This window comes from Mesorhizobium sp. USDA 3734 (assembly GCF_056279665.1).
In genome coordinates this window covers 239829-265957 of sequence record NZ_JBWCCW010000001.1, presented here as the reverse complement: position 1 = coordinate 265957, position 26129 = coordinate 239829, and the positions used below count along the sequence as shown (strand labels likewise).

Here is a 26129-nt window from a genome sequence, read left to right as displayed (position 1 = left end):
GCTGTTCTCTTTTGCAAACCGGGCGACATATCGTTCCCCGGGGGATGCAAAGGAGCACGCCTTGAACCTCACTGCGCAGCAGAAGAAGACCGTCCTGGCCTCATTCCTGGGCTGGACGCTCGATGCTTTTGATTTCTTCCTTCTGACATTCCTGCTCACCGATATTGCGACCGAATTCCAGACCGACGTTCCTGCAGTCTCCAAGGCGCTGTTCCTGACACTGGCGACGCGCTTCATCGGCGCGTTCTTCTTCGGCATGCTTGCCGACAAATACGGGCGCAAGCCCATCCTGATGCTCAACATTGTCAGCTACTCGGTGATCGGCTCGCTGGCCGCCTTCTCGCCCAATCTCGGCATCTTCCTGGCGCTGCGCGCTCTGTTCGGCATCGCCATGGGCGGCGAGTGGGGGCTTGGCAGTTCGCTGGCCATGGAATCCATCCCACCCAGTGCGCGCGGCATGGTTTCGGGCATCCTGCAGTGCGGCTATCCGGCCGGCTATCTGCTGGCGGCGGTGGTCTACGGCCTGCTCTATCAGCAGACGATCGGCGGTTACACAATCGGCTGGCGTGCCATGTTCCTGCTTAGCTTCGTGCCTGCCCTGATTGTCCTGTTCATCCGCTCGCATGTGCCGGAATCGCCGGCCTTCGTCGAAGCCCAGAAGACCGCGAGACCGGGTATGTGGGAAACGCTGCAGAAGCACTGGGGCGTCGCGCTCTATGCCGTCGTGCTGATGATGTTCTTCAATTTCTTCAGCCATGGCACGCAGGACCTCTACCCGACCTTCCTGAAGAAGCAGCATGGCTTCGATCCGCATACGGTGAGCTGGATCACCATCGTCGCCAATATCGGCGCCATCGTCGGCGGCCTGGCATTCGGCGCGCTGTCCGAGAAGATCGGCCGCGTCAACGCCATCACGCTGGCGTGCCTGATCGCCCTGCCGTCTATTCCGCTGTGGGCCTACTCGACCACGCCGTTCATGCTCGCCATCGGCGCCTTCATCATGCAGGTCGCGGTCCAGGGCGCCTGGGGCGTCATCCCGGTGCACCTCAACGAGCTTTCGCCCGGCGCGGTGCGGGCAACCTTGCCAGGATTCATCTATCAGGCGGGTAATCTCGCGGCATCCTATGGCGGACCGTACCAGGCAGGAATCGCTGAGAGCGCCGGGGGCAGCTATGGCTATGCGCTGGCGCTGTTCGCAGGCGTGGTCGCCGTCTGCATCATCGTCGTCATCCGCTTTAGTCCGGAACGACGTGGCCAGGTGATGACGGTTCTAGGTTGAGCGTGGCTAACCCATCCGGAGTGCGATGACACCGGCAACAATGCTGAGCGCGGCAGCACCGCGCCAGCCCGTCATCTTCTCGCCGAGCGCGTAGACCGAGATCAGCATGGCAAACAGGATCGAGGTTTCGCGCAGCGATGCCACCGAGGCGATCGGCGCCTTGGTCATCGCCCACATCACGATCCAGTAGGCCGCACCACTGAGCACGCCGGTGAACAGTCCGACCTTCCAGTCACGCGCCAGCACAGGCAGCGCCTTCGGCCCACGGAAGATGAGACACAGCACCAAGGCGCCAAATGCATCGCAGATGAATAGCCAGGCGGCATAGCTCTGCGCCGTGGCGGCCAGCCGCGCACCGCTGCCGTCGGACAGCGTGTAACTGGCAATGAAGATGGAAGTGCCCAGAGCGAAGCCGACCGCGCGCAGATTGAGCTTTTCCAGATGCGCGCCGCCGCGAAACGACATCACCAGCGTGCCGGCCGACAACAGGAAGATACCAAGCATGGCGAACGGGCCGGGGATTTCGGCAACGACGAACATGCCGCCAAAGGCCGAGAGCAGAGGTGCGGTGCCACGCGCCAGCGGATAGGTCTGGGCGAAATCGCCGGCCTTGTAGGCGCCGATCAGGAAGGTCCGGTAGCCCATGTGGAAAATCACGGAGGCGATGATGTAGGGCCACACTTCCGCCCCCGGCACTTCGACGAAGGGCAGCACCACGAGTGCTGCGGCACCCATGCCGAGCGTCATCAGCGTGATCGACAGGAAGCGATCGAGATGGACCTTGACCAGCGCGTTCCAGATCGCGTGCATGGCGGCGGCGGCAAGCACCGCGAAGAAGACAAAAAGTGTCATGCGCGGCTCATGGGGCGATGCCGGGCGTTTCGAGATCGATATCGACCCGCAGCGGGAAATGATCCGACGCAACCTCGCCGATGTCGGCACTGATCGAGCGCACGCGCCCGGCAAACATGCCGCCGACGAAGCAATGATCGAGCCGGCGTTTTGCCACCTTGCCGTCGATGGTCTTCACATGGGTGTGGAAATCCTGAGCCGGCTCGCTGGCGACAGCGGCGGCGTCGACAAAGCCGTCGAGATAGGCAGCACCCCGATGGTAGGGCGTGCTGCCGACGATGCGGCCATACTCGGCGCTGCCCGGCTCCATGTTGAAATCGCCCATCCAGATCGCCGCCAGCGGGTTTTCCGGCTCCGCTTCGCCACTGGTCCAATTGCGCGTGGGCTCGTCGTCGACGCCGCTCCACGGCCCGCCATCGGATGGCGCCCGGCGATGCTCGGCCATGAGATAGTCGATCTGCTCCAGCCGCTCCTCGACCGCGATATGGGCGAGATGCAGCGACAACACCCGCACCGGGCCGGCCGGCGTGCGGATCATGCATTCGAGTGCCGCATTGCGCGTGTTGAGCGGCCGCAGCGTGCGGCGCATCGGCAGCGCATGCAGCCGCGACCAGACGATAGGCAGTTTCGACAGCACCATGGTTCCGAACTGGCGACGCTGGTTGACCAGACGGCCGTCGTGCCGCTCGCTGGCGTCCATGTCGAAGGCCGGGCCATAGACCCAGTGATAGTCCGGCAGCAGGCGGGAAAGCAGCTCCGGCTGGTCGTCGTGATTGCTGCGCTGCCAGTGCCGCTCGACTTCCTGCAAAGCAATGATATCGGCGCCGGCAACGATGCGCGCGGCGCGCTTAAGATCGTAGCGGCCGTCGCCGCCGAACCCGTACTGGATGTTGTAGCTGACCAGCTTCATTGCTTATCCGGCTCAATTTTGTGATGGCAGTAGCCGTTCGGCAACAACGTTGCAATGTGCCGAGCGAGCGACGGGGCTGGGCCAGCGGTCAGGTCGTCGTCAGCGGCTGGAAACTTCCAGCCGGCGATGCCGCCAGTTCCGACCAGTCGATTTCCTCTTCAAGCCGGTGGTAGGCCTCGTCACCGATCGTACCGTTGCGGCGCAGTTCCTCCAGCGTGTCGCGCTGGCGATTGATGGCATAGAGGCGCAGCCGGTCATATTCGGTCGCCGCCTGTGCGTCCTCCGGGTTTTCCGCGACCAGGCGCTGAGCCTCATACTGCTCGCGCACAACGGCTGCTGCCGCCGACGTCTTGCGGCTCAGCACGTCGAGCGCGGCCTGCATGATGGCAACACGCGCCTGCGCCACCTCGTTATCGACTGTTCGGTCTGGATCGAAGTTGAGTATCCGCAGCAGCGGCTTCAGCGTCATGCCTTGCAGCACCAGCGTGCCCAGAACCACCGCGAAGGCGGCAAGCACAATGGGATCACGGCTGGGAAAATTGATCGGCAGGGCAATGGCAACCACCAGCGTCACCAGCCCCCGCATACCGCACCAACCAACAAGCACCGCGCCGCCAAACGTAGGCACATCTCGCCTCCTGTCTTCGCTGCCGAAGCGGGCAAACCATCGTATGATCGCAACATAACTCGCCACCCAGACGAGGCGCGCCACGATGACCACGACCAGCACCGTTGTGGCGAAGAGAAATGCTTCGCCTTGCCCTTCTCCGGAGAGCCGACCGACGATCGACCGCGCCTGCAGGCCCATCAGCACGAAAGCCAGCACGTTGAGCACGAACACTGCCGACTCCCAAACCGAATAAGTGCTGACCCGGCGTCTCGCCGACATGCGTCGCGGCGCGCTGCGCGCGATGGTCATGGCGTAGACGACGATGGTGATGATGGCCGAAAGGCCGAGCCTGTCAGCGAGGATCCAGACTCCGAAAGTTCCGGCGAATTGCACCACCGTGCTGCTCGCCGCATCCTCGATCCGGGTGAGCATCATGAGCGAGAAGCGGCCAAGCAGATAACCCGCAACCAGGCTGCCTATGGTTGACAGCAGGATCGTCGGAATGGCGTTGCTCAGCATGATCGAGCCGAGCGCTGCCGAAACCGCCAGTCGATAGATCAGCAGCGCCGTGGCATCGTTGAGCAGGCTCTCGCCCTGCAGGATGGCGGTGATGCGGTGCGGCACCTTGAATTGTCCGAGAACAGCAGATGCCGCCACCGCATCCGGAGGTGCTACGATGGCGCCGAGCGCGATCGCCGCCGCGATCGGCAGACCGGCCATCTTCCAGCCGACGAACGCAACCACCGCAGTGGTGAAGACAACCGCGCCAAGCGCCAGCAGCGCCAGCGACAGCCGGTAGCGCTTCAGGTCGCGCAACGACGTGTCATAGGCGGCGTCGAGAAGCACAGGCGCGATGAACAGGGCAAGCGCCAGTTCCGGATCGATCTCGATCGTTGGCGCACCAGGCACGAAGGCAATCCCGACCCCGGCCAAAGCCAGCAGGGACGGATAGGGAACCTCCAGCCGTCGCGACAGCGCCGTCAGCGCGACAGCGATCAAAAGCAGGACAAGGGTGAGTTCGAAAAGAGCCATGGGCTGTTACTTCAGTGAGACGGGATTGCCGGCGCAAATACACCTGCAGGATGCGGTCGATTGGCCATCAAACTCAAGCCCTCTGGCAGTACGCCTCTAACCGCCTCCTGCTGTACAAGGCCGGTATGATCCTGATCGGCCAATATGACTCGCCCTTCGTTCGCCGCGTCGGCATTGCGCTGACCCTGTACGGCATCTCATTCGAGCACCGGCCGTGGTCTGCCTTCGGCGATGCCGACAAGATTCGGCCCTACAATCCATTGACGCGGGTGCCGACGCTGGTGCTCGACGATGGCGAAGTGCTGATCGAGAGCCATTTGATGCTCGACTATCTGGACAGTCTCGTTCCGGCCGAGCGAAGGATGTTTCCGACGACCGAACCGACCCGCTATCAGGCGCTGAAGATTTCGGCCCTGGCGACCGGGCTCGGCGACAAGGCGGTCAGCCTGTTTTATGAATTGAGATTGCACGAGAAAGTCTCGGACGTCTGGATCAGGCGCTGCCGTGCGCAAATCGAAGCCGTTCTGGCTGCGCTGGAGGCCGATCGTCAGGAGAGGCCTACACCATACTGGTTCGGCGACCGCCTCGGTCACGCCGACATCGCGGTTGCCGCAGTGCTCCGCTTCATCGGCGAGGCGCATCCCGGGCTGGTTTCGCTCACGGACTTCCCGGCGTTGGGAGCCCATGCCACGCGGATGGAAGCACTGCCCGTCTTTCAGACCGTGATGCAGCCATTCATTGCGCCGGCCTGACCGAACGCCGCCGCTGTTAGTGCAGCACCAGCATATCGCTCGACGAGAACGAGATTTCCGCCTTTTCACCGACCGCGGGGGGCGGCGTTGCCGGGCTGTTGAAGGTGTCGAGCGAGACCGTGTTGCCGCCGATGCCGACGCGAACCCGGATGACCGAGCCGAGGAAATGCACTTCGGAGATCTCGCCGGAAAGGCTGGAGTCGCGGCCGGGCTGGCGGCCGAGCGAGATGGCTTCCGGACGCAACGCCAGCGACAGCGTGTCACCCGACTTGGAACCGTTGAGCTTGCCCTTGAGCGAGACCTGTTCTGAATTGACCCGCACCGTACCTGCCGCGGCATCGGTGACGGTGCCTTCCAGCACGTTCAGCGTGCCGACGAAATTGGCGACGAACTTGGTCGCCGGACGGTTGTAGATCTCGAACGGCGTGCCGACCTGCTCGGCCTTGCCGCCATACATGACCGCGATGCGGTCCGAGATCGACAGCGCCTCTTCCTGGTCGTGCGTGACAAAGATGGTGGTGATGCCGAGCTTCTTCTGGATCGAGCGGATTTCCTCACGCAGCGACACGCGCACCTTGGCGTCGAGCGCCGACAGCGGTTCGTCGAGCAGCAGCAGCTTCGGCTTCGGCGCGATGGCGCGGGCCAGCGCGATACGCTGCTGCTGGCCGCCCGAGAGCTGGTAGGGATAGCGGTCCGCCATCTGCGGCAGCTTGATGATGCCAAGCATCTCGGCGACACGGGCATCGATGTCCGCCCTGGGCATGCCAGCGACCTTGAGGCCGAAGCCGATGTTCTGCGCCACGGTCAGGTTCGGAAACAGCGCATAGGCCTGGAACACCATGCCGACATTGCGCTGGTTGGGCTTCAGCCTGGTAATGTCCTTGCCGCCGACGACGATGGTGCCCGCGCTCGGCTCCTCGAAGCCCGCCACCATGCGCAGCACGGTGGTCTTGCCGCAACCGGACGGGCCGAGGAAGGAGACGAATTCGCCGCGCTCGACGTCGAGATTGAAATCCTCCACGACTGTTGTGGCGCCGAAGGATTTTCGAACGTGCTGGATGGAGAGGAACGGGTCGGCCATGGTGTTGTTCTTTCGATCAGTACTTTTCGATCAATTGGGGCGGTTCGCCGATCTCGGCGCGAAGCGGGACAGGATCTGGATCAGCGACATGCAGCCCCAGGTGATGGCGAAGGCGATGATGGCGAGCGCCGCCGGCTCATAGGCGCGGTTGGCGCCGATATTCTGCAGATACGGGCCGAAAGCAGGCCGGTTGAGCAGGCTGGCCATGGTGAATTCGCCGATGACGATAGCGAAGGTGAGGAAGGCGCCCGAGAGCACCGCGATCAGCACATTGGGCAAGATGACACGGGTGATGATCGTCCCCCAGCCGGCACCAAGGATCTGCGCCGCTTCCGTCAAGGTACGCACGTCGATAGTGCGAAGCCCGGTGTCGACGGCGCGATACATATAGGGCAGCGCCAGTGTCGCATAGCCAATGACCAGCAAGGCATTGGTGCCCGTATCGGTCGCCAGGAACGGCAGCGGCGAATTCGACCCGTACATTCTGATGTAGCCGAAGACGATGACGATGGCCGGGATGACCAGCGGCAGCAGCGTGATGAACTCGACGATCGGCCGCAACTGCGGCAGGCGAAGCCGGATCCAGTAGGCAGCCGGCACCACGATGAGCACCCCGAGAATGATGGTGAAGACGGCGGCAAGCACCGAATAGCCGAAGGTCGCCTGGAAACGGGCATCGCCCAGCACGACCTTGTAGGCGTCGAAGGAGTACTCGCCACGCCGCATGCGCATGGAAAACTCCACGGTCGCGATCAGCGGAATGAAGAAATAGGCCGCGCCAAGCGCAAAAACGACCCAGGCCCAGAACTTTCCCGACTTCATTTCAGCCACCTCTCGGAGCGGGTCCGGAACCAGATGTAGAAGACATTGGCCAGGCCGGTGATGAAGATCATGCCGAAGGCGATCGCGTATCCAAGATGGGCATTGTGCAGCACGTCACCGCGGATCTGCGCATAGAGCAGGATCGGCACGATGTTGAGCGACGAGCCGGTCAACGCATAGGCAGTGGCGATGGCGCCGAAGGCGTTGGCGAACAAGAGGATGACCGTGCCGAGGAAGCTCGGCCAGATCACCGGGATGACCACCATGCGCCAGTATTGCGCCATGGTCGCGCCAAGCGTTGCAGCGGCCTCGCCCCATTCCTTCTTCAGACCATCGATTGCCGGCACGATGATCACCACCATCAGCGGAATCTGGAAGTAGACATAGGTCAGCGTCAGCCCCCAGAACGACAGGATGTTGAAGCCGTGCGCGTAGATGTTGAGGCCAAACAGGGTGTTCAGGATCACCGTCGCAAGGCCCAGCCGGCCGAGCGTGGCGATAAAGGCGAAGGCCAGCGGCACGCCGGCGAAATTGGAGGCGACACCGGAAAAGGTCAGCGTCGCCGAGCGTATCCACTCCGGCAGGCCGCCGCGCACGATGGCAATGGCAATCGCCAGGCCTGCAAAGGCGCCAATCAGCGATGAAGCAAGACTGACCTTGATCGAAATCCAGTAGGCGGCAACGATCGACGGCTGCGCCAGTGCTGCGATATTTTCGAAGGTGAATTCACCGGCATCGTTCTGGAATGCACCCAGCATCAGATAGAGCGTGGGCAGGATCAGGAACATGATGGCGAAGATGAAGAAAGGCGCGACACCAAGCCATTGTGTCGGCAGCCGCATGCTACGTGCCTCGGCGGGAGGCGCGGTTTTACCGGTGACAGCGTGGTCGGACATTGAGAGATCGGTCATGCGCCGGCTACCGTCTTCGAGAGAAGGACCGGGCGGCCTCGAGGCCGCCCGGAATGGTGTGAGCCTACTTTACGTTTGCACCAACGACGGCATCCCAGTTCTTGGTGATGGCTTCCTTGGACTTGCCCTGCTCGTCGAGTGTCGGGAACACGGCGGACGCATAGGCTTCGGCCGGCGGCAGCTTGGCCAGCACGTCCGCAGGGATCTTGCCGTTCTTGGCGAGATCGTTGAAGCGGATCGGGTGGCAATAGCCTTTCAGCCAGCCGATCTGGCCTTCGTCGGAGTAGAGATATTCCAGCCAGAGCTTGGCTGCATTCGGATGCGGCGCGTAGGCGCTGATCGCCTGCACGTAGACACCGGCGACGACACCGGTCTTCGGCACGACGACGTCGACGGGCGGGTTGCCCTTCAACGTGTCGCGGCCGGCGAGCGCGTTGTAGTCCCAGGTGATCAGGATCGGGGTCTGGCCCTGGGCGAGTGTCGCAGCCTTGCCGATGACCGGCACGAAATTGCCGGCGGCGTTGAGCTTCTTGAAGAAGTCGAGGCCAGCAGTACCGGCGGCTTCACCGGCGGCGGCGCCCGTCGACAGGCCGGCGGCATAAACGCCCTGGATGGCCTGGTTCGAAGCGCGCGGATCACCTGCGAGTGCGACCGTGTTGGCGAATTCCGGCTTCAGAAGATCGGCCCAGTCGGCCGGGGCTTCCTTGACGATGTCCTTGTTAACCTGGAAGGACAGCACGCCGTAATAGTCACCGGTCCAGTAGCCTTCCGCATCCTTGGCGCTGTCGGGGATCGAGTCCCAGGTCGACACCTTGTAGGGCTGGATCAGGCCATCGGCCTTGGCGGTCGGGCCGAAGGACAGGCCGACGTCGATGACGTCAGGCGCCTGCGGGCCCTTGTTGTCCTTGTTGGCCTTGATCGCTTCGACCTCGTCGCCGGAGCCGGCATCGGGGTTGAGTTCGTTGATGGTGATTTCCGGATATTTCGCCTTGAAGCCGGCGATGACGTCGCCGTAACCGCACCAGTCATGCGGCAGCGCGATGGTCGTAAGCTGGCCTTCGGCCTTGGCGGCCTTGACGAGATCGTCCATCGAATCCGCGGACGAAATCACCGTCGACGCGAAAAGCGCCGCGGCCGAAAGGGAAAGCACTTTCCCCGTGAATTTGAACATGTGTTCTCTCCGTTGAACTGACGCCGTTGGACGCCTGCGATGCGGTATCGTTTTCATGTGACAGCCAGATGAAAGCTTTGTGAAACCGGCTGCTCGCAGTGCGAAAAAGTAAACTCTTTTTAACCTGATGTAGCAATCGCTTCGCGATTCTTTTTCCGGCTAACTAGTTTGTGCCTTGCCCGTCATCCTCCCCCTTGTTTTTGCAGCCCCTTTTCAGATCACTTTCCTGTGCCGAAAACGCCTCAGATCGTCCCCGCGATGGCGTTTTCGAGGAGGGTTAGCGCCGCCTTTTTGGTCAGCTTGACCGGGTTGCCGCCGGCGGTCGGATCGACCACCGCCATGTCGGCGATCAGCGCCTTGCGCTTCTTGTCCATGTCGAGCCCCTTGATCAGACCCGGCAGGGCGTGCGGCACCTTCAATTCCTTGCGCAGCTTGATGATCGCCTTGGCGAATCCGTCGAAGCCGCCCTTGATGCCGCAATAGGCGGCGAGCCGGGCAATACGCTCCTCGATGGAGTCACGGTTGAAGGCGAGCACATAGGGCATGAACACCGCATTGGTCATGCCGTGATGGGTGTCGTAAAGCGCGCCGACCGGATGCGACAGCGAATGGATGGCGCCGAGCCCCTTCTGGAAGGCGGTGGCGCCCATCGCGGCGGCGCTCATCATATGGGCACGCGCGACGAGATCCTTGCCGTTGGCATAGGCCTTCGGCAGGTTTTCGAAGACCAGCCTCACGCCTTCGACGGCGATGCCGTCGGCCATCGGATGATAGCCCGGCGCGCAATAGGCCTCGAGACAGTGCGCGAGCGCATCCATGCCGGTGCCGGCGGTGATGAAGCCGGGCATGCCGACCGACAGTTCCGGATCGGCGATGACGATGGCCGGCAAAAGTTTCGGATGGAAGATGACCTTCTTGGTGTGCGTCGCCTCATTGGTGATGACGCCGGCGCGGCCAACCTCCGATCCGGTGCCGGCGGTGGTCGGCACGGCGATGATCGGCGCGATGGCATCCGAATTGGCGCGCGTCCACCAGTCGTCGACATCCTCGAAATCCCACACCGGCCGCGTCTGCCCGGCCTGGAACGCGATCAGCTTGCCCAGATCGAGCGCCGAGCCGCCGCCAAAGGCGATGACGCCGTCATGCTTGCCCTTCTTGAACACGGCGATGCCGGCGGTCAGATTGGATTCGACCGGGTTCGGCCTAACCTCGGAGAACACGCCGTAGGGAACCTTGGCATCGTCGAGGATCTTGAGGGTCGAGGCGACGACCGGCAGTTTCGCCAGACCCGGATCGGTGACGAACAGCGGCCGCTTGATGCCGATGGCCGACAGCACCTCCGGCAATTCCTTGATGCGACCGGCGCCGAAGCGAACGGTGGTGGGGTAGTTCCATTTGGAGATCAGCTTGGACATTTTTGTCTTTCAATAAATCAGATGGCTTCGCGCAGATGGAATGATTTCGGCCTGGTCAGATTGTCGTAGCCGATGGCCGACAGGCCCGCGCCCTTGCCGGTGTCCTTGACACCGGTCCAGACCAGTGCCGGATCGAGGTAGTCGCAACGGTTCATGAACACCGTGCCGGTCTCGACGCGGTTGCCGATCGCCACCGCATGCTCGGTATCGCGCGTCCAGATCGAAGCCGTCAGCCCGTACGGACTGTCGTTCATCAGCGCGATCGCCTCTTCGTCGTTGCGCACCTTCATGATGCCGACGATCGGGCCAAAGCTTTCCTCCCGCATCACGCTCATCTGGTGGTCGACATTGGTCAGCACTTCCGGCGCCAGATAGGGCGAACCGGCCTTGTCGTTCGCCACCTTCATGTTGATGTGCGCCTTGGCGCCCTTGCGCAGCGCTTCGGCCTTCTGTTCACGGATCAGGTCAGCGAAGCGCGCCTGCGCCATCGGGCCCATCGTCGTCGCCTGGTCGAGCGGATTGCCGACGACATAGTTCTTCGTCTCGGCGATGAAGCCTTCGACGAATTCGTCGTAGACCTTTTCGTGCACATAGACGCGTTCGATGCCGCAGCAGCACTGGCCGGAATTGTAGAAGGCGCCGTCGACCAGATTGGCGACCGCATGGTCCATCTTGGCGTCGGGCAGCACATAGGCCGGATCCTTGCCGCCCAGTTCGAGGCCGAGCGTCATAAAGGTGCCCGCCGCTGCCTTTTCGATGGCGCGGCCGCCACTGACCGAACCGGTGAAATTGACATGGTCGATCTTGCCCGAGCCGAGCAGCTTTTCGGTCTGGGCGTGGTTCAGCACGACATTCTGGAACACGCCCTTGGGCAGGCCCACTTTGTCGAAGGCCTGCTGAAAGCGCTCCCCAACCAGCAGCGTCTGCGCCGCATGCTTGAGGATCACGGTGTTGCCGGCCATCAGCGCCGGCACGATGGTGTTGACGGCGGTGAGATAGGGATAATTCCATGGCGCTATCACCATGACGACGCCGAGCGGATCCTTCTTCACATAGCGGCGGAACCCATCCTTCGGGTTGGAGGCCGGCACCGACTTGAGCGCCGCCTCGGCGATCTCGACCATGTAGTTGGTGCGTTCCTTGACGCCGCCGAACTCGCCGCCGTAGCGCACGGGCCGCCCCATCTGCCAGGCGATCTCCGGCACGATCTCGTCGGTCATCGCGACCAGCGCTTCCAGCATGGCCAACATGTACTTGCCGCGCTCGACGACAGGCGTCTCAGCCCACTTCTCCTGCGCTGCCTTGGCGCGCTCGACCGTGGCATTGATCGCCTGATCCATTGCGATCGGCCGCTCAGCATAGATCGAGCCGTCGATGGGGGATATGAGCTTCACGATGTCCAATTAAACGTCTCCGGTTGTTTTCCTAGCAGGCTATTGCCCGAACGTGTCCTTGCGCGGCATAGGCCAGAATGGCGCGGTCGCGTGTTATGATCGTCAGATCGCGCTCGCGCGCAGTGGCAATGAGTATCCGGTCGATAGGATCGTTGTGCGCGACGCCAGGAAGATAAGACGCGGCAACAAGGATGCGCGGCGTAACCCCTTCCACCTCAACGGCGGCCGCCTCGACGAACTCGTCGAACCAGCGCTCGGGAGTCTTGGTCGACGGCAACCTGCCTTTCGAGACCAGCATTCCCATCTCCCATGCCGTCATCACCGACACGTTCAGCGTGCCTGACTGAGGAACCTTGCTGATGGCCTCGATTGCCGTTTCGGCAATCGGCTCATCCTGCGATATCCAGATGACCGCACAGGTATCCAGAAGGAAGCTCTCAGTCTTCATAGACTTTGCCCCAATCAGGATCGGCAGGTTCTGTCAGATCGACGTCGGGATTGATCGTAAGCGTCCCCTTCATGCAGCCGAAGATCGGATGGCGCGACGGTGTTCCATTGATCTCAGACTGCGCCGATTCAGCAAAACCTTTTGGCCCGTTCGAACGACCCTTGGCCCGCCGAAACACCAGATTTTCGCCGGCTATGTTGACCGACTCGGTTTGGAACCCCGCCGCCAGCCATTCCTTTGTCATTGGATTGTTGCTGGGATTGTTGCTCCACCAAGCCGGGTATTGCTTGGACGCCGGCAGTTTCTCGCCAAGCAGCTTCTCGATGTCGCCGAAGGACATGGGAACCCGTTCACCGGCCTGGGACATCAGATACGAACGCAAAGGCGAATACTTTCCCATTTTCGAACTCCTGAAACCTAACCGGGTTTAAATACAGCTGTAATTAGGTTTCAGTCAATGCTGGATACAGCTTTAATACCGCTCGAACCCCCTGTGCAACTCCCAATCCGTGATGCGGCGGTCGTATTCGAACTGCTCCCATTTTGCGGTGTGGACATAGTGTTCAAGCACATCCTCGCCGAGCGCCTGCTTGAGCATCTTCGACTTAGCCAGCGTCTCGGTGGCATCGCGCAGCGTCTTCGGGATCTCCGGCAAACGAGATGCCTGATAGGCATCGCCGACGAAAGGTTTCTGCAATTCCAGCTTCTCGTCGATGCCGGCAAGACCGGCGGCGATCAGCGCTGCGAAAGCAAGATACGGGTTGAGGTCGGCGCCGCCGATGCGGCATTCCATGCGGATGCCCTTGGTGCCCTCGCCACACAGGCGGAAGCCGGCGGTGCGGTTGTCCTCGCTCCACATGATCTTGGTCGGCGCAAAGGTGCCGGCCTGAAAGCGCTTATAAGAGTTGATGTAGGGCGCCAGGAACCAGGTGAATTCCTTGGCGTATTTGAGCTGGCCGGCGGCCCATTGCTGGCCAAGCGTCGACAGCGTCCAGTCGGCCTTTTTGTCGAAGAACAACGGCGTCTTGCCGTCGGCGGTCCACAGCGAATTGTGGATGTGGCTGGAATTGCCGGCGAGCCCGTAATTGTACTTGGACATGAACGAAATCGCCTTGCCTTCCGACTCGGCGATTTCCTTAGCGCCGTTCTTCAGGATGACGTGGCGGTCGGCCATATCGAGCGCCTCGGCATAGCGCACATTGATCTCTTCCTGGCCCGGACCCCACTCGCCCTTGGAATTCTCGATCGGAATGCCGGCTGCTTCCATCTCATTGCGAAGCCGGCGCATGACGCCTTCTTCCTTGGTGGTGATGCCGATCTGGTAGTCGCCGATATAGGGCGAAGCCGTGTCGAGACCCTGCCAGTGCTTCTTGCGCGCGGAATCGTAGGTCTCGTTGAACAGATAGAATTCAAGCTCGGATGCGAAATAGCCGATATAGCCGTGCTCCGTCAGCCGCTTGACCTGCTTCTTGAGGATGGCGCGCGGCGAATGCGGCAGGTCGTCATGGGTGTGGTGGTCGAGCACGTCGCAGATCACCAGAGCGGTCTTTTCCAACCACGGAATTCGCCGCAGCGTGGCGAGATCCGGCTTCATGACGAAATCGCCATAGCCCTTCGACCAGCTCGCCGCCTTGTAGCCGGGCACCGGTTCCATATCGATGTCGGCAGCCAGCAGATAGTTGCAGCCATGCGTTTCGTCATGGGCGGAATCGACGAAGTACTGCGCCAGGAAGCGTTTTCCCGCCAGCCGGCCCTGCATGTCGACGATGCAGGCGAGCACCGTGTCGATCTCGCCGCTGGAGACCGCTTTCTTCAACTGATCGAACGAGAAATTTCCGGCCATTCCTTCGGCACTCCAGCGCTTGGGCTTTGAATGAGTTGAACGAAACCATGGCCGGCACGATGCCGGCCATGGCCATGATGGTTGATGTCAGTGGCCGGTTTCGCCGACGGCCTGTTCGGCCGCCTTGATGGCTGCCTGACGCGCCGCGATGATGTCGCCGAGCGGCGGGCCCTGGAAGCGGCGCTTCTCGAAGCCGAACCAGACGACCGCCGTTAGGATGAAGAAGCCGACGGTAATGTAGAGCGCCCAGTCATTCGGCGGCTGGATGCCGATGATGAAGATCAGGATCATCGAGACGATCGACAGGAAGGCGAACAGCATGAACACACCGCGCCCCATGTTCCATGGCCCCATCTTGTCCCACTTCGGCGTGCCCCAGGCCAGCATACCGAGCACGATCGGCACGGTGAAGGACAGGAACAGGAAGATGACGGTGCAGGACACGACGATGGTGTAGGCCGAGGTGCCGGCGACCGAAACCAGCGTCGAACCCCAGACGAACAACACCGACAGGATCGAGGCCGTCCAGATCGCCGCCACCGGCGTGCGATAGGTCGGGCTGACCTTGGCGAGCGCCGCCGAGCCCGGCAGACCGCCGTCACGCGAGAAGGCGAAGATCATGCGCGAAGCCGAGGTGACGGTCGCGAGGCCGCACAGCAGTTGCGCGACGAACACGACGAGGTACACGAACTCCTTGACGCCGGGGCTGACGCGCTGGTCGAAGGCCCAGAAGAACACGTTCCAGCCCTGCTTGGCGGCGTCGTCCATGTTCGGGATCATCAGGACGAAGGCGACCAGGAACAGGTAGCCGAAGACGGCCGACCAGATCACCGACATGACCATGGCGCGCGGCACCGACGATGCCGCCTTGATGGTTTCCTCCGAGGTATGCGCGGAAGCGTCATAACCCGTGATCGTATAGATCGGCAGCAACAGGCCGAGCGCGAACACCCAGGCATTCGAAACCGCCGGCCACACGCCGCCACCGGCATCGCCGGAGTAATTGTGGAAGGTGAAGAGACGGCTGAAATCCCAGGTTTCGGCGGAGATCAGGCAGACGACGGCGATCAGGATCGCCCCAAAGAAGATCAGGTAACCCGAGAAATCGGTTAGCTTGGCCGTCAGCTTGATGCCTAGATGGTTGATCAGCGCCTGGGCGCCGGTGATGATGACCAGGAAGATCATCTGGTTGGTCAGCGTGCCTTCAATGCCGAGCGTCGGCCCGAAAGCGCCTATGAAGAACGTCCAGGTGCCGACATTGATGGCGCCGAGCACGGTGATCAGACCAAGCAGGTTGAGCCATGCGGTGACCCAGCCGGTGCCGCGGTTGCCGAGGATCGAACCCCAGTGATAGAGGCCGCCGGCCGTCGGGTAGGCCGAGCTGATCTGCGACATGGCGACAGCGAAGGTCAGCGAGACGAAGCAGCCCACCAGCCAGCCGATGCCGATGCCGATGCCGCCGGCGCCGGAAGTGCCTTGCGCCAGCGAATTGATGCCGCCCGACAGGATGCAGATGATCGAGAAGGAAACGGCGAAATTCGAAAAGCGGCTGAGGCGCCGCTCCAATTCCTGGGCATAGCCCATGCTGTGGAGGTGCTTTACGTCCTCCGCCTTGTCAACTTCAGTATAACCCGGTGCTGCCATTTTGGTGTCCCCTATTGGTTCTCAAGCGAAATGAGTCAGTCTCATTTCGCTCTTAGCTGGCCGATTGAACTGACTTTCCGACTGAATGCGATCTGGTGTGTCCGGCCTCCTCTGGCTCCAGATCCGAAAAAATGCCTGTGAGCAGATCCGCCCATTTCCGCTGCCCGGTCTCGCCGGCGATCTCGTCGTTGCGGATTTCGATCATCGCGCAGGGCAGCCCGCGCGAGCGCGCATGGCGTTCCAGCGTGAAATAGACGCGGTCATCAGGCGAATAGGGCTCGTTGACGCCGACGGTGACGCCGGCAAGCCGCTTCAGCGCCGATATCAGCGGTGCTGCCAACCGGCGATCCTCGTCATGGATGATGCCTATATGCCAGGGCCGGTTGCGGCCCTTGTAGACCGGCGTGAAGGAATGCACCGAAACCAGGCGGGTCGCCTGTCCACGCGCCAGCCGGTCATCGACAATCTGCTCGATGGTGGCATGAAACGGCTGCCACGACAGGGCGACACGGGCCGCACGCTGCTTTTCCGACAAGCCGGTATTGCCCGGTATGGCCGTTGTCTCACTGACCGGCGGTACCAGGTCGGGCGCGTCGAGCGGCCGGTTGCAGTCGATGACAAGACGCGAAATGCGGGTTTCGACCAGCGTCGCGTCAAGCGCCTGCGCCATGCGGCGGGCGACCGGCAGCGCGCCTGGATCCCAGGCGATGTGGCGGGACAGATCCTCGGCGGCAAGGCCGAGCGTACCGAATTCGATGGGGAGGAAGTTCGAGGCGTGATCGCAGGTCAGCACGAAAGGGCTCGATCCGCTGGGGTTCGTCACCCTCACGGTATCAGACGATGCAAGGCTGGCGGGCCGTGCTTTCTCCATAGTCTGCCGTCCCCGGGGAGCGCTGTATCGTATGTTACGTATTTTGCCTCATTGCGTCCCTGTGGATGATTTCATACAGTTTGTCCGGCTTTGTCAAATGCGATTTCGGAAAAGACCATCGACCGAGCCGAAGCATTTTGCAGCCAAGTGGAATCACTTGGCGTCGCAGAAATGCGGCTAGGACAAACAGACGGAGCGGGATGGGTTCACCATCCCGCTCCAGGGGTGGGGAAAAGATGATTTCCAACATTGCCGAACTGATCGCCGACCGCATCGGCACGATGCCGGCCAGCGAACGGCGTGCGGCCCAGACGCTGATCGCTTCCTATCCGATGATCGGCCTGAAGACGGTGGCCGAATTCTCGGCCGCGGCCGGCGTTTCCTCGCCGACGATCCTGCGTTTCGTTGCCCGGCTGGGCTTCCAGAACTATCCGGAATTCCAGTCGAGCCTGCAGGACGAACTGGCGGCGCAATTGCAATCGCCGGCGACGAGGACGCTCAATCCGCCCTCGCCCGGCGGCGGCACGGTGTCGCCGATGCTGGAAGCAACGCTCGACAATATGCGCGAGACGTTCAGGCACCTGTCCGACAAGCAGCTTGCCGATATCGCCGCCCGGCTCGCCGACCGGCGCGGCAAGACCTTCCTGATCGGTGGTCGCTTCACCGATCCGCTGGCGCGCTACATGGCCGCCCACCTCGCCGTCATCCAGCCGGATGTCTATCATCTCGCCGGCCAGGAAAGCATGTGGCGCGACCGGCTGATCGACATGGGCAAACGCGATGTGCTGGTGATCTTCGACATCAGGCGCTACCAGGACAGCCTCGTCCGCTTCGCCGAGAAGGCGCATCAGCGCGGCGTGCAGATCGTGCTGTTCACCGACCAGTGGCTGTCGCCGATCGCCCGCTTTGCTCGCCATGTCATTGCCGGACGAACCGCGGTGCCGTCGGCATGGGACTCCTCGGCCGCTCTGTTCGTCGTTGCGGAAACGCTGATCGGCGCTGTTACTCGCCAACTGGAAGCAGAGGGCGCCAAACGCATCCGCGAGATGGAAAGTCTGCGTTAGGCTTCAAACGTTACGTATATTTAATGTGCGCAGTCACTGGAGAGTTGTCATAAGGACGCGATATCGGGGTGGCTTCTTCGCCTTACAATAGCCTCGCTGCGTCTGCTTCATTTCGGGAAACCGGTAGACGGAAGGATTGTTTTACCAACCGGAGTGCCGATGGCCGCCTGGAAACAGATACTTGTCGCGCTTGTGGTGCTGGTTGTGGCGGCAGGCGCATGGCTGCGCTTTTATCCGGGCGCTCACGACGTGCTTGCACGCTGGGGCATCGACTGGGCTTATGCGGCAGCGCCCCCGGCTGAGACAGGCGCCGCCAACACAAAACAGGCAAACGGCCGCAACGGCAACCAGCGGGTGAACGTGCTCGCCCTCGCGGCCACTTCGGCTGTTATCAACGACCGCCTGCAGGCGATCGGCACCGGCCGTGCCAACGCCTCGGTAACCGTCAATCCTTACAGTTCCGGCCGCCTCGCCGAACTGCTGGTCGAATCCGGCAGCCATGTCGACAAGGGACAGATACTCGCGACCCTCGATTCCGAGACCGAAGTGATCTCTCAGGACCGGGCCAAGCTCGCCTTGCAGGATGCGCAATCCAAGCTCGACCGCGTCAAGTCGCTGCGTGCCTCCAACGCCGCGACACCGGTCGCGGTTGCCGACGCCGAAGTGGTGTTGGCGGGCGCCAAGCTGGCGCTTCAGGATGCGGAACTTGCGCTGCAGCGCCGGTCTGTCCTGGCGCCGATCGCCGGCACCGTCGGCATCCTGCCGATCTCCGCCGGCAACTATGTCACCAACCAGTCGGCGATCGCGACGCTTGACGATCGCTCCAGCATTCTGGTCGATTTCCTGGTGCCGGAACGTTTCGCCGCCGCCGTCAAGGTCGGTGCGCAATTGACGGCGACGCCGATCGCCAATCCCAGCAATGCCTATACCGGCACGGTTTCGGCCATCGACAACCACATCGATGAAAAGAGCCGCACCTTGCTGGTCAAGGCCAAGATCGCCAATCCGGCCGATTCGCTGCGTGCCGGCATGTCGTTCGGCATCACCATGAAATTCCCGGGGCAGACCTATCCGGCCGTCAGCCCGCTGGCGATCCTCTGGGGGTCGGACGGCGCCTATGTCTGGCAGGTCGAGGACGGCAAGGCCAGGCGGGTCCCGGTGCGAATCATCCAGCGCAACACCGAGACCGTGCTGATCGACGCCGAGATCGACAGCGGCGATATGGTGGTCACCGAAGGCACCCAGAGCGTCAGCGAGGGCAGCGCGGTCCGTCTCGCCGGCGAAGAGCAGCGTGCCGCGGACGCGGCCGAAGGCTCATGACCGGAACCATCAACGCCGCCAGCGATACCGGCTTCACCGCGCTGTTCATCCGCAGGCCGGTGATGGCCTTCGTGCTGAACACCCTCATTGCAGTTGCCGGCCTGGCCGCCTTCTACGGCGTCGAGATCCGTGAACTGCCTGACGTCGACCGCGCGGTCGTCACTGTTTCCACCGCCTTCGAAGGGGCGGCGGCCGAAACCGTCGATCGCGAACTGACCGACACGATCGAGGGCGCCGTCGCCCGTGTCTCCGGCGTCAAGTCGATCTCGTCGTCTTCCTCATTCGGCTCGAGCCGCGTCACCATCGAGTTCAACGATGGCGTCGACCTCAATGTCGCCGCCTCGGACGTGCGTGATGCCGTCGGTCGCGTCGCCAACCAGATACCTGACACCGCCGATCCGCCGCGCATCGTCAAGGCCGACGCCAATTCCGACGCGGTGATGCGACTGGCGGTGACCTCCGACAACATGTCGATCCAAGACATGACCGTGGTGGTCCAAGACCAGATCGAGGACGAGCTGGCCGCCGTGCCCCGGCGTTGCCGACGTCCAGGTCTATGGCGACCGCGACAAGATCTTCCGCATCGATGTCGACCAGAACAAGCTCGCCAGCCTCGGCTTCACCGTTGCCGACCTCAGGGCGGCCTTGGCCTCAGTCGCCTTCGATTCACCCGCCGGTTCGATCACCACGACCAACCAGGACCTGATCGTCCGCACGACCGCCGACGTGACCACACCGGAAGAGTTCGAAAACATCATTGTCGGCGGCACGACGCGCATCCGCGATGTCGCCACCGTCACGCTCGGGCCTGATGTCGGCCAGACCACGCTGCGCTCTGATGGCAAGACCGGCATTGGCATCGGCATCATCCGCCAGGCGGAATCGAACACGCTGGACATCTCAACCGGTGTCCAGGCGGCCGTCACCAAGCTGCAGGAAAACCTGCCCAAGGGCATGTCGATAAAGATCACCAGCGACGACGCGGTCTTCGTCAAGGGCGCGGTGCACGAGGTCGAGATCGCGCTTGGCCTGTCGGTGACCATGGTGCTGATCGTCATCTATGTGTTTCTGCTCGACTGGCGCGCGACGCTGATCCCCGGCCTGTCGATGCCGGTCGCCATGATCGGCACCATCGCCGCCATCTATCTGGCCGGCTTCTCGGTCAATATCCTGACCCTGCTCGCTCTGGTGCTGGCGACAGGGCTGGTCGTCGACGACGCCATCGTCGTGCTCGAAAACATCGTGCGAAGACGCAACGAAGGCATGGGGCCGCGCGCGGCCGCGGTGCTCGGCGCCCAGGAAGTGTTTTTCGCCGTCATTGCCACCACGCTGACGCTGGTCGCCGTCTTCGTGCCGATCTCGTTCCTGCCCGGCCAGACCGGCGGCCTGTTCCGCGAATTCGGCTTCGTGCTCGCCATGTCGGTGCTTCTGTCCTGCGTGGTGGCGCTGACCCTGTGCCCGATGCTCGCCTCGCGCATGCTGACCAGCGCTTCCCTCCACCACGAAGGCGGTCACGGCATCGGCGCCCGCATCGGCGGCGCGCTCAATACGGCTTACATGCGCGGCCTGCACGCCTGCCTCGATGCGCCATGGATCGTGCTTCTGGTCGCGGTGCTGTTTGCCGGCACCGCCTTCACCCTGTTCGGCACCATCCGCCAGGAACTGACGCCGACCGAGGACCGCGCCGCCGTGCTGTTGCGCATCAGCGCCCCGCAAGGCGTCAGCCTCGACTACACCACCCAGCAGATGCAGAAGATCGAGAATCTCATCCAGCCGATGCGCGATTCCGGCGAGATCCGCAGCACCTTCGAGAACGCCGGCCAGAACGGTTCCTACAACTCCGGCTTCATGGTGATGACGCTGGCGCCGTGGAACGAGCGCAGCCGCAGCCAGCAGGAGATCATGGCCGAGATCAGCCGGCTGACCAGGCAGGTGCCGAGCGTACGCATCTTCCCGGTGCAGCCCAACAGCCTCGGCATCCGCGGCGCCGGCAACGGCCTGCAGTTCGCGCTGGTCGGCAACGACCGCAAGGCGCTCGGCGACGCGGCGGTGAAGATCATCGCCGAAATGCAGAAGGACCCGCGCTTCCAGACACCGCGCCTGTCCATCGACCCGACGCAGCCGCAGCTGGCGGTGGCCATCGACCGCGAGCGCGCCTCGGACCTTGGCATCGACATCACCGGGCTGGCCAACACCTTGCAGGCCATGCTCGACGGCAACGACGTCGTCGACGTCTACATCGCCGATCGCAGCTATGGCGTGAAGCTGGTCTCGACCACCAATCCGATCAACGATCCGACGGATCTGGAAAACATCTTCCTGAAGACGGCCGACGGACGCTTCGTGCCGATGTCGACCATCGCCACGCTGACAGAACGTGCCGTGCCGCCATCGCTGTCGCGCGAACAGCAGCAGCCGTCGGTGGCCATCACCTCCAACCTCGGCGGCGACTTCGCGCTCGGCGATGCGCTCACCCGCGCCGAGGAAATCGCCACGCCGCTGCTGCCTCCAGGCAGCCGCATCCTGCCTCTGGCCGAGGCGGCGACGCTGGGCGAGACCAACAGCGCCATGGTCACCATCTTCGGCTTCGCGCTGGTCATCATCCTTCTGGTGCTGGCCGCCCAGTTCGAGAGTTTCGTCAGCGCCGTCATTATCATGGCTACGGTGCCGCTCGGTCTCGCCTGCGCCATCTTCGCACTGCTTCTCAGCGGCACCAGTCTCAACGCCTACAGCCAGATCGGCCTGGTGCTGCTGGTCGGCGTCATGGCCAAGAACGGCATCCTGATCGTCGAATTCGCCAACCAGCTGCGCGATCGCGGGCTTGGCGTACGCGAAGCGATCGAGCAGGCCTCGATCATCCGCGTACGGCCGGTGATGATGACGATGATCTGCACCGTGCTCGGCGGCCTGCCGCTGGTGCTGGCGAGCGGCGCCGGTGCCGAGGCGCGCGTCGCACTCGGCTGGGTCATCGTTGGCGGACTGGGGCTGGCCACCGTCTCGACGCTGTTCCTGACGCCGGTCGCCTATCTCCTGCTTGGCCGCTTCGTCACGCCGAAAACCCACGAGGAAGCCCGACTGAAGCGCGAGCTCGAGGAAGCCGCCTACACCAATGTAGAGCCCGCGGAATAGAGACATCTAGGGAAAGTGTGTGGCGGTTTTTCGCCGCTACTTCACCAATCGGCCTTCGATCGACCAGCGCGCGGCGAGGAAATTCAGCACTGCCGCCACCACGACACCGCCGATCTTTGCCGGCCACACCCCGGCGATGCCGGCGAACAGAGCGATCGAAAGGCTGGAGACGCCGAGCGAAATCACCCCCCCAAGCGAGGCGAAGCGAAGGAACGCGTCATGCAGCCTGATGGCTCGATTGCGCTCGAATGACCAGAAGCCATTCGCCACGAACGAGAAGGTGACGGCGATGAACCAGGCAGCGATGTTGGCGGGCAGCGGCGAAACCCCGAGCTTGAGCAGCAGGAAGAAGCTGGCAAGGTCGATGGCCGTATTGGCAAGCCCGACAATGGCAAAGCGGACGATCTTGTTGCCGGTCGATCGCCGGGGCTGGTCCGCGCCGCTCATCCCTTGCCATCCATGATTGCGACACCGGCACGCGCCAGGCTGGCGCCGAACGCATCCGATGCCAGGGCCGCGAATTCGACCTCGCGCACGCTCTGCATCGGGTCGCGCGCGCGCAGCGTCTCGTCGACATGGCCGGGATGGCACATGAACAGCCCGCGTTCCGGCAATGCCTCGACGGCCGCCTGCAGCACGGAAGCGAATTTTTCGGGTTGCCGCCAGTCATAGATGCCGGTGAGCGGCTTGAAAAGGGTGAAGCCGGCGCGCTGCATCGACCGGTTGAAGCCGGCGGCGAGCGCGGCAATCGCGGCGACTTTCGGCGCCGAGGCGAATTGGCCCGCAAGTGCCGGGGCTCCGCGCAGCGCCGGTCTGTCGCTTCCTTCGCCAAGGCGCGTGCGCAGCCATTTGCGCACCACGGGCAGGAAGTGCACATGCTGATGCCCGTCGACGAAATCGGGCCGCGCGGCCCAGCACTTCGACGAAGCGGCTGTACTGGGCGTCGAGCTCGGCATGGACATCGCGATCGTCTATGCGGCCGCGCAGAACAGGCAGTCCCAGCGAGCGGAGCGGCGGCAGCCGGCCTTCCGGCGCCAGGCTCGACCGGCCGGTGACCGCCGGTTGGTCGGTCAAGGTGAGATGCAGCCCGACCGCGACACGGCCGCACAGAGGCCTTATGCGCGCCGCCTCATCAGCCCATTCCGGAAAGCCGGTCATGCAGCTGGTGCCGGTCAGGCGGCCGCGATCGAGCAGGTCGAGAATCGCGGCGGAAACGCCGGGCGCCAGGCCGTAATCATCGGCGATCAGGCGGATGCGCCGCGTCATCTGTCCGAAGCGCCCGGCTCCGGCCGGTCGGCGGAGACGTCGCTGCGCACGACATCGCGCACGAGATAGACCGGCCGATCCTTGCTCTCGCTGAGCGTGACCCAAACATATTCGCCGATCAGGCCAAGCAGGGTCAGATTGAGGCCGCCGAGCAGGACGACCGCGACCAGAAGGCTGGGGTAACCCGGAACGGCGATGCCGTAGAAGATCACCTCGAAGAACACCTTGGCGCCGTAGACCGCACCCGCAAGCGCAGCGAGCAAGCCGCTAAGGCTGATGAGACGCAAGGGAATGACGGAAAAGGAAGTGAACCCTTCGAGCGAGAAGGCGATCAGGTTGAGCCGGCTCCATTTCGACGTTCCGCTGGCGCGGCCTTCCGGCGAATAGGGCAGTGCCTTCTGGCGAAAGCCCGCCCAGGCAAACAGGCCCTTGTTGAAGCGACGCTTGTCGCGCAAGCTGGTCAGCGCGCGCGCCACAGCACCGCGCATGACGCGAAAGTCGCCGGCATTTTCGGGAATGTCGAAACGCTGACTGCTGTTGATCAGGCTGTAGAAAAGCCGGGCCAGCTGGCTGCGCCGCCAGCTCGCCTCACGGCGGTCGTTCTGCGCATAGACGACGTCGATGTCCGGATGGTCCACCAACTCGGCGATCAGCTTCAGGCTGATGTCCAGGGAATGCTGGAGGTCGGCGTCCATGATCAGCACCATGTCGCCGCGCGACTGGTCGAGGCCGGCGAGCACAGCGACTTCCTTGCCGAAATTGCGGCTGAGACGCATGATCTCCCACGACCCCGTCAGCGCCTGCGAAAACCGCCCGGCGCCATCGTCACGGCTGCCGTCATCGACGAGGATCTTGTGCACGGTCATGCCGAAGCGCTGCGCCACGGCCGTTTCGAGCTCGCCGAGCAGGCGGGCGAAGGCTGATGCCGATGGCGCCTCGTTGAAGAACGGCGCGACGATATCGAGTGTCGGCCGCAACTCAGCCATTTGCGATCCCCGCATTCACCACCTTGTCCCGTGCCCTGGCCCAGAACCACCAGATCAGCGAACCGGCGATGAACGTAACCGCAATCGGCCGGAACCAGGGGTAGAGGAAATCATGCACATGGCGCTCGACACCGCTCAGCCCGGTCACGAAAAGCACAATGGACAACACCGAAGCCAGGACGCCGCCTTGTTCTTCGCGCCACAACAGAGCGATGGCGAGACCGGCGGGCACCGCGATCATCGCATAGGTGTTGGGTTCGACGCGCGGGTTGAAGACGCACATGTAGAAAGTGGCCGTCAGGAAGATCACCAGCCCCGCTGTTCCACGCTCGAGCTTGCGGTCGAACCAGATGACGGCCGAGAGCGTAAACAGAGCCATGATGATGCGCACGATCGTGGCACCGAATTCCGGAATGGGCAGCCCCATTCTGGTGAATGGCGCCGTGAAATCGGTGGGCACGAAATGGCTGGTGTTGTCGACCGCCATGGACGTCAGCATCTGGGCGAAGATACGGTACTGATCGTTGAGATAGCCGACAGGAGCGAAAGCGTAAGGCAGCGCAAGTACGAACAGCACCGCCAGCACCAGAACCGGTATCAACCGGAGCCGAAGGGCTCCTACCAACAACAACATGATGATCGCGGTCGGCTTGGCGATGATGGCAAGCGAGGCCCAGAAAAAGGTCTCGGCACGCCGCCCGTCGAGCGCCGACAGAGTGAGAAGCCAGCAGGCGCCGGTCAAAAGGATTGTTGCCTGGCCGTTGCGGATCGCCCCCGCCGCCATCGGCAAAGCGAGGAAAAGACCGAAAGAAAGCAGCCACGTCAGTTCGCCGCCACCAAGCTTGCGCACCTGCCGCATCGCGGCGTAGGTCAGCACCGCAAAACCAAGGGTGTGCCACACCACGCCGCCCAGATGCGGACCGAGTTTGACTATTGGAATATAGAGCGCGGCAAAGGCCGGCGCGTAGAGATACCCCATCTCGGACTGGGTGTCGTAGAGTGGCAGACCGGCCAGAAGCGCCTCGCTGCCGTCTATATAGGCCTTCCATACCGTCCGCGTGTGGGGCGACCACAGGACCAGGGCGAGAACGACCAGGAACGCTCCGATCCAAAGGCTAAAACCCAAACGGTCGAAAACCGGCTTGGAAATCATCATCAAGGCATCCCACACCACCCGGAACTGGCTCAGTCCGGCTTTGTCCCGGCATTCGATGGCGGCGGCATATCACGGACAAAGCGGCGTGGCATAGGGGGCTTGATGAACGCGAAAGGCCACACTTCATCCGCCTCGAGCGTCAAATCCCGCCTTCGTGTTCGCCTAAATGGCGC

At 62.8% G+C, this 26129-nt stretch carries 22 protein-coding genes and 2 pseudogenes; 5 read left to right on the top strand and 19 right to left on the bottom strand.

Annotation, left to right across the window (positions count from 1 at the left end; genetic code table 11):
• Nucleotides 1-61: 61 nt before the first annotated feature.
• Nucleotides 62-1279 carry an MFS transporter gene (locus ACZ89F_RS01345; protein WP_476090068.1) on the top strand — a complete coding sequence of 406 codons (1218 nt, stop codon included), beginning with the start codon at nucleotides 62-64 and terminating at the stop codon, nucleotides 1277-1279.
• 6 nt (nucleotides 1280-1285) lie between these two features.
• On the opposite strand, the gene ACZ89F_RS01340 is transcribed toward ACZ89F_RS01345, so the two are convergent.
• The 3 genes from ACZ89F_RS01340 to ACZ89F_RS01330 all read right to left on the bottom strand — a co-directional run bounded on the left by ACZ89F_RS01340 (nucleotide 1286) and on the right by ACZ89F_RS01330 (nucleotide 4683).
• Nucleotides 1286-2131, bottom strand: coding sequence for an EamA family transporter (locus tag ACZ89F_RS01340; RefSeq protein WP_476090067.1), 846 nt, complete (start codon nucleotides 2129-2131; stop codon nucleotides 1286-1288).
• A 7-nt stretch (nucleotides 2132-2138) separates the two neighbouring features.
• Nucleotides 2139-3041, bottom strand: a complete 903-nt coding sequence (locus tag ACZ89F_RS01335) for an endonuclease/exonuclease/phosphatase family protein (RefSeq protein WP_476090066.1) — start codon at nucleotides 3039-3041, stop codon at nucleotides 2139-2141.
• Nucleotides 3042-3129: 88 nt separating this feature from the next.
• Nucleotides 3130-4683: a cation:proton antiporter gene (locus ACZ89F_RS01330; RefSeq protein ID WP_476090065.1), complete on the bottom strand. Its 1554-nt coding sequence runs from the start codon at nucleotides 4681-4683 to the stop codon at nucleotides 3130-3132.
• 125 nt (nucleotides 4684-4808) lie between these two features.
• On the opposite strand from ACZ89F_RS01330, the gene ACZ89F_RS01325 reads away from it, so the two are divergent.
• A complete protein-coding gene (locus ACZ89F_RS01325; protein ID WP_476090064.1) occupies nucleotides 4809-5435 on the top strand; it encodes a glutathione S-transferase family protein in 627 nt (208 codons plus the stop codon).
• A 16-nt stretch (nucleotides 5436-5451) separates the two neighbouring features.
• Here ACZ89F_RS01325 and ACZ89F_RS01320 read toward each other — a convergent pair whose 3' ends face one another.
• The 11 genes from ACZ89F_RS01320 to ACZ89F_RS01270 all read right to left on the bottom strand — a co-directional run bounded on the left by ACZ89F_RS01320 (nucleotide 5452) and on the right by ACZ89F_RS01270 (nucleotide 17035).
• Nucleotides 5452-6516 (bottom strand): ABC transporter ATP-binding protein, encoded by a 1065-nt coding sequence (locus ACZ89F_RS01320; RefSeq protein WP_023810097.1) that lies wholly within the window; start codon nucleotides 6514-6516, stop codon nucleotides 5452-5454.
• 30 nt (nucleotides 6517-6546) lie between these two features.
• Nucleotides 6547-7338: an ABC transporter permease gene (locus ACZ89F_RS01315; RefSeq protein ID WP_136616681.1), complete on the bottom strand. Its 792-nt coding sequence runs from the start codon at nucleotides 7336-7338 to the stop codon at nucleotides 6547-6549.
• Nucleotides 7335-8249 carry an ABC transporter permease gene (locus tag ACZ89F_RS01310; protein WP_126070380.1) on the bottom strand — a complete coding sequence of 305 codons (915 nt, stop codon included), beginning with the start codon at nucleotides 8247-8249 and terminating at the stop codon, nucleotides 7335-7337. The genes ACZ89F_RS01315 and ACZ89F_RS01310 overlap by 4 nt, the downstream gene beginning before the upstream one ends.
• 64 nt (nucleotides 8250-8313) lie before the next feature.
• The gene (locus tag ACZ89F_RS01305) at nucleotides 8314-9420 is read right to left on the bottom strand and encodes an ABC transporter substrate-binding protein (RefSeq protein WP_476090063.1); all 1107 of its coding nucleotides are present in this window, start codon (nucleotides 9418-9420) and stop codon (nucleotides 8314-8316) included.
• A 242-nt stretch (nucleotides 9421-9662) separates the two neighbouring features.
• The gene (locus tag ACZ89F_RS01300; RefSeq protein ID WP_476090062.1) at nucleotides 9663-10835 is read right to left on the bottom strand and encodes an iron-containing alcohol dehydrogenase; all 1173 of its coding nucleotides are present in this window, start codon (nucleotides 10833-10835) and stop codon (nucleotides 9663-9665) included.
• A gap of 17 nt (nucleotides 10836-10852) precedes the next feature.
• On the bottom strand, nucleotides 10853-12238 hold the full coding sequence (locus ACZ89F_RS01295) for an aldehyde dehydrogenase family protein (protein WP_476090061.1): 1386 nt from the start codon (nucleotides 12236-12238) through the stop codon (nucleotides 10853-10855).
• A 22-nt stretch (nucleotides 12239-12260) separates the two neighbouring features.
• Entirely contained in the window at nucleotides 12261-12677 is a 417-nt protein-coding gene (locus ACZ89F_RS01290) for a type II toxin-antitoxin system VapC family toxin (RefSeq protein ID WP_476090060.1), read from the bottom strand.
• Entirely contained in the window at nucleotides 12667-13077 is a 411-nt protein-coding gene (locus ACZ89F_RS01285; RefSeq protein ID WP_476090059.1) for a DUF7662 domain-containing protein, read from the bottom strand. The genes ACZ89F_RS01290 and ACZ89F_RS01285 overlap by 11 nt, the downstream gene beginning before the upstream one ends.
• 72 nt (nucleotides 13078-13149) lie before the next feature.
• Nucleotides 13150-14520: a glutamine synthetase family protein gene (locus ACZ89F_RS01280; RefSeq protein WP_476090058.1), complete on the bottom strand. Its 1371-nt coding sequence runs from the start codon at nucleotides 14518-14520 to the stop codon at nucleotides 13150-13152.
• 87 nt (nucleotides 14521-14607) lie between these two features.
• A complete protein-coding gene (locus ACZ89F_RS01275; RefSeq protein WP_476090057.1) occupies nucleotides 14608-16164 on the bottom strand; it encodes an amino acid permease in 1557 nt (518 codons plus the stop codon).
• Nucleotides 16165-16216: 52 nt separating this feature from the next.
• A complete protein-coding gene (locus ACZ89F_RS01270; RefSeq protein ID WP_476090056.1) occupies nucleotides 16217-17035 on the bottom strand; it encodes an N-formylglutamate amidohydrolase in 819 nt (272 codons plus the stop codon).
• A gap of 236 nt (nucleotides 17036-17271) precedes the next feature.
• Between ACZ89F_RS01270 and ACZ89F_RS01265 the strand changes: the two genes are divergently transcribed.
• From ACZ89F_RS01265 to ACZ89F_RS01255, 3 genes and pseudogenes are all read left to right on the top strand, one after another.
• Nucleotides 17272-18099: a MurR/RpiR family transcriptional regulator gene (locus ACZ89F_RS01265; protein ID WP_476090055.1), complete on the top strand. Its 828-nt coding sequence runs from the start codon at nucleotides 17272-17274 to the stop codon at nucleotides 18097-18099.
• Between the two features lie 159 nt (nucleotides 18100-18258).
• Nucleotides 18259-19419 carry an efflux RND transporter periplasmic adaptor subunit gene (locus tag ACZ89F_RS01260; protein ID WP_476090054.1) on the top strand — a complete coding sequence of 387 codons (1161 nt, stop codon included), beginning with the start codon at nucleotides 18259-18261 and terminating at the stop codon, nucleotides 19417-19419.
• A pseudogene (locus tag ACZ89F_RS01255) lies at nucleotides 19416-22548 on the top strand (efflux RND transporter permease subunit). The gene ACZ89F_RS01260 and the pseudogene ACZ89F_RS01255 overlap by 4 nt, the downstream one beginning before the upstream one ends.
• 36 nt (nucleotides 22549-22584) lie before the next feature.
• Here ACZ89F_RS01255 and ACZ89F_RS01250 read toward each other — a convergent pair.
• The 5 genes and pseudogenes from ACZ89F_RS01250 to ACZ89F_RS01230 all read right to left on the bottom strand — a co-directional run bounded on the left by ACZ89F_RS01250 (nucleotide 22585) and on the right by ACZ89F_RS01230 (nucleotide 25956).
• Entirely contained in the window at nucleotides 22585-22995 is a 411-nt protein-coding gene (locus ACZ89F_RS01250; protein WP_476090053.1) for a GtrA family protein, read from the bottom strand.
• Nucleotides 22992-23510, bottom strand: coding sequence for a ChbG/HpnK family deacetylase (locus ACZ89F_RS01245; protein WP_476090052.1), 519 nt, complete (start codon nucleotides 23508-23510; stop codon nucleotides 22992-22994). The genes ACZ89F_RS01250 and ACZ89F_RS01245 overlap by 4 nt, the downstream gene beginning before the upstream one ends.
• 7 nt (nucleotides 23511-23517) lie before the next feature.
• Nucleotides 23518-23814, bottom strand: a pseudogene (locus ACZ89F_RS01240) (ChbG/HpnK family deacetylase); the annotation flags it as partial.
• Nucleotides 23811-24800, bottom strand: a complete 990-nt coding sequence (locus ACZ89F_RS01235; protein WP_476090051.1) for a glycosyltransferase family 2 protein — start codon at nucleotides 24798-24800, stop codon at nucleotides 23811-23813. The pseudogene ACZ89F_RS01240 and the gene ACZ89F_RS01235, both read right to left, overlap by 4 nt.
• Complete coding sequence (locus ACZ89F_RS01230; RefSeq protein ID WP_476090050.1) at nucleotides 24793-25956, bottom strand: glycosyltransferase 87 family protein; 1164 nt, start codon at nucleotides 25954-25956, stop codon at nucleotides 24793-24795. The genes ACZ89F_RS01235 and ACZ89F_RS01230 overlap by 8 nt, the downstream gene beginning before the upstream one ends.
• Nucleotides 25957-26129: the final 173 nt, after the last annotated feature.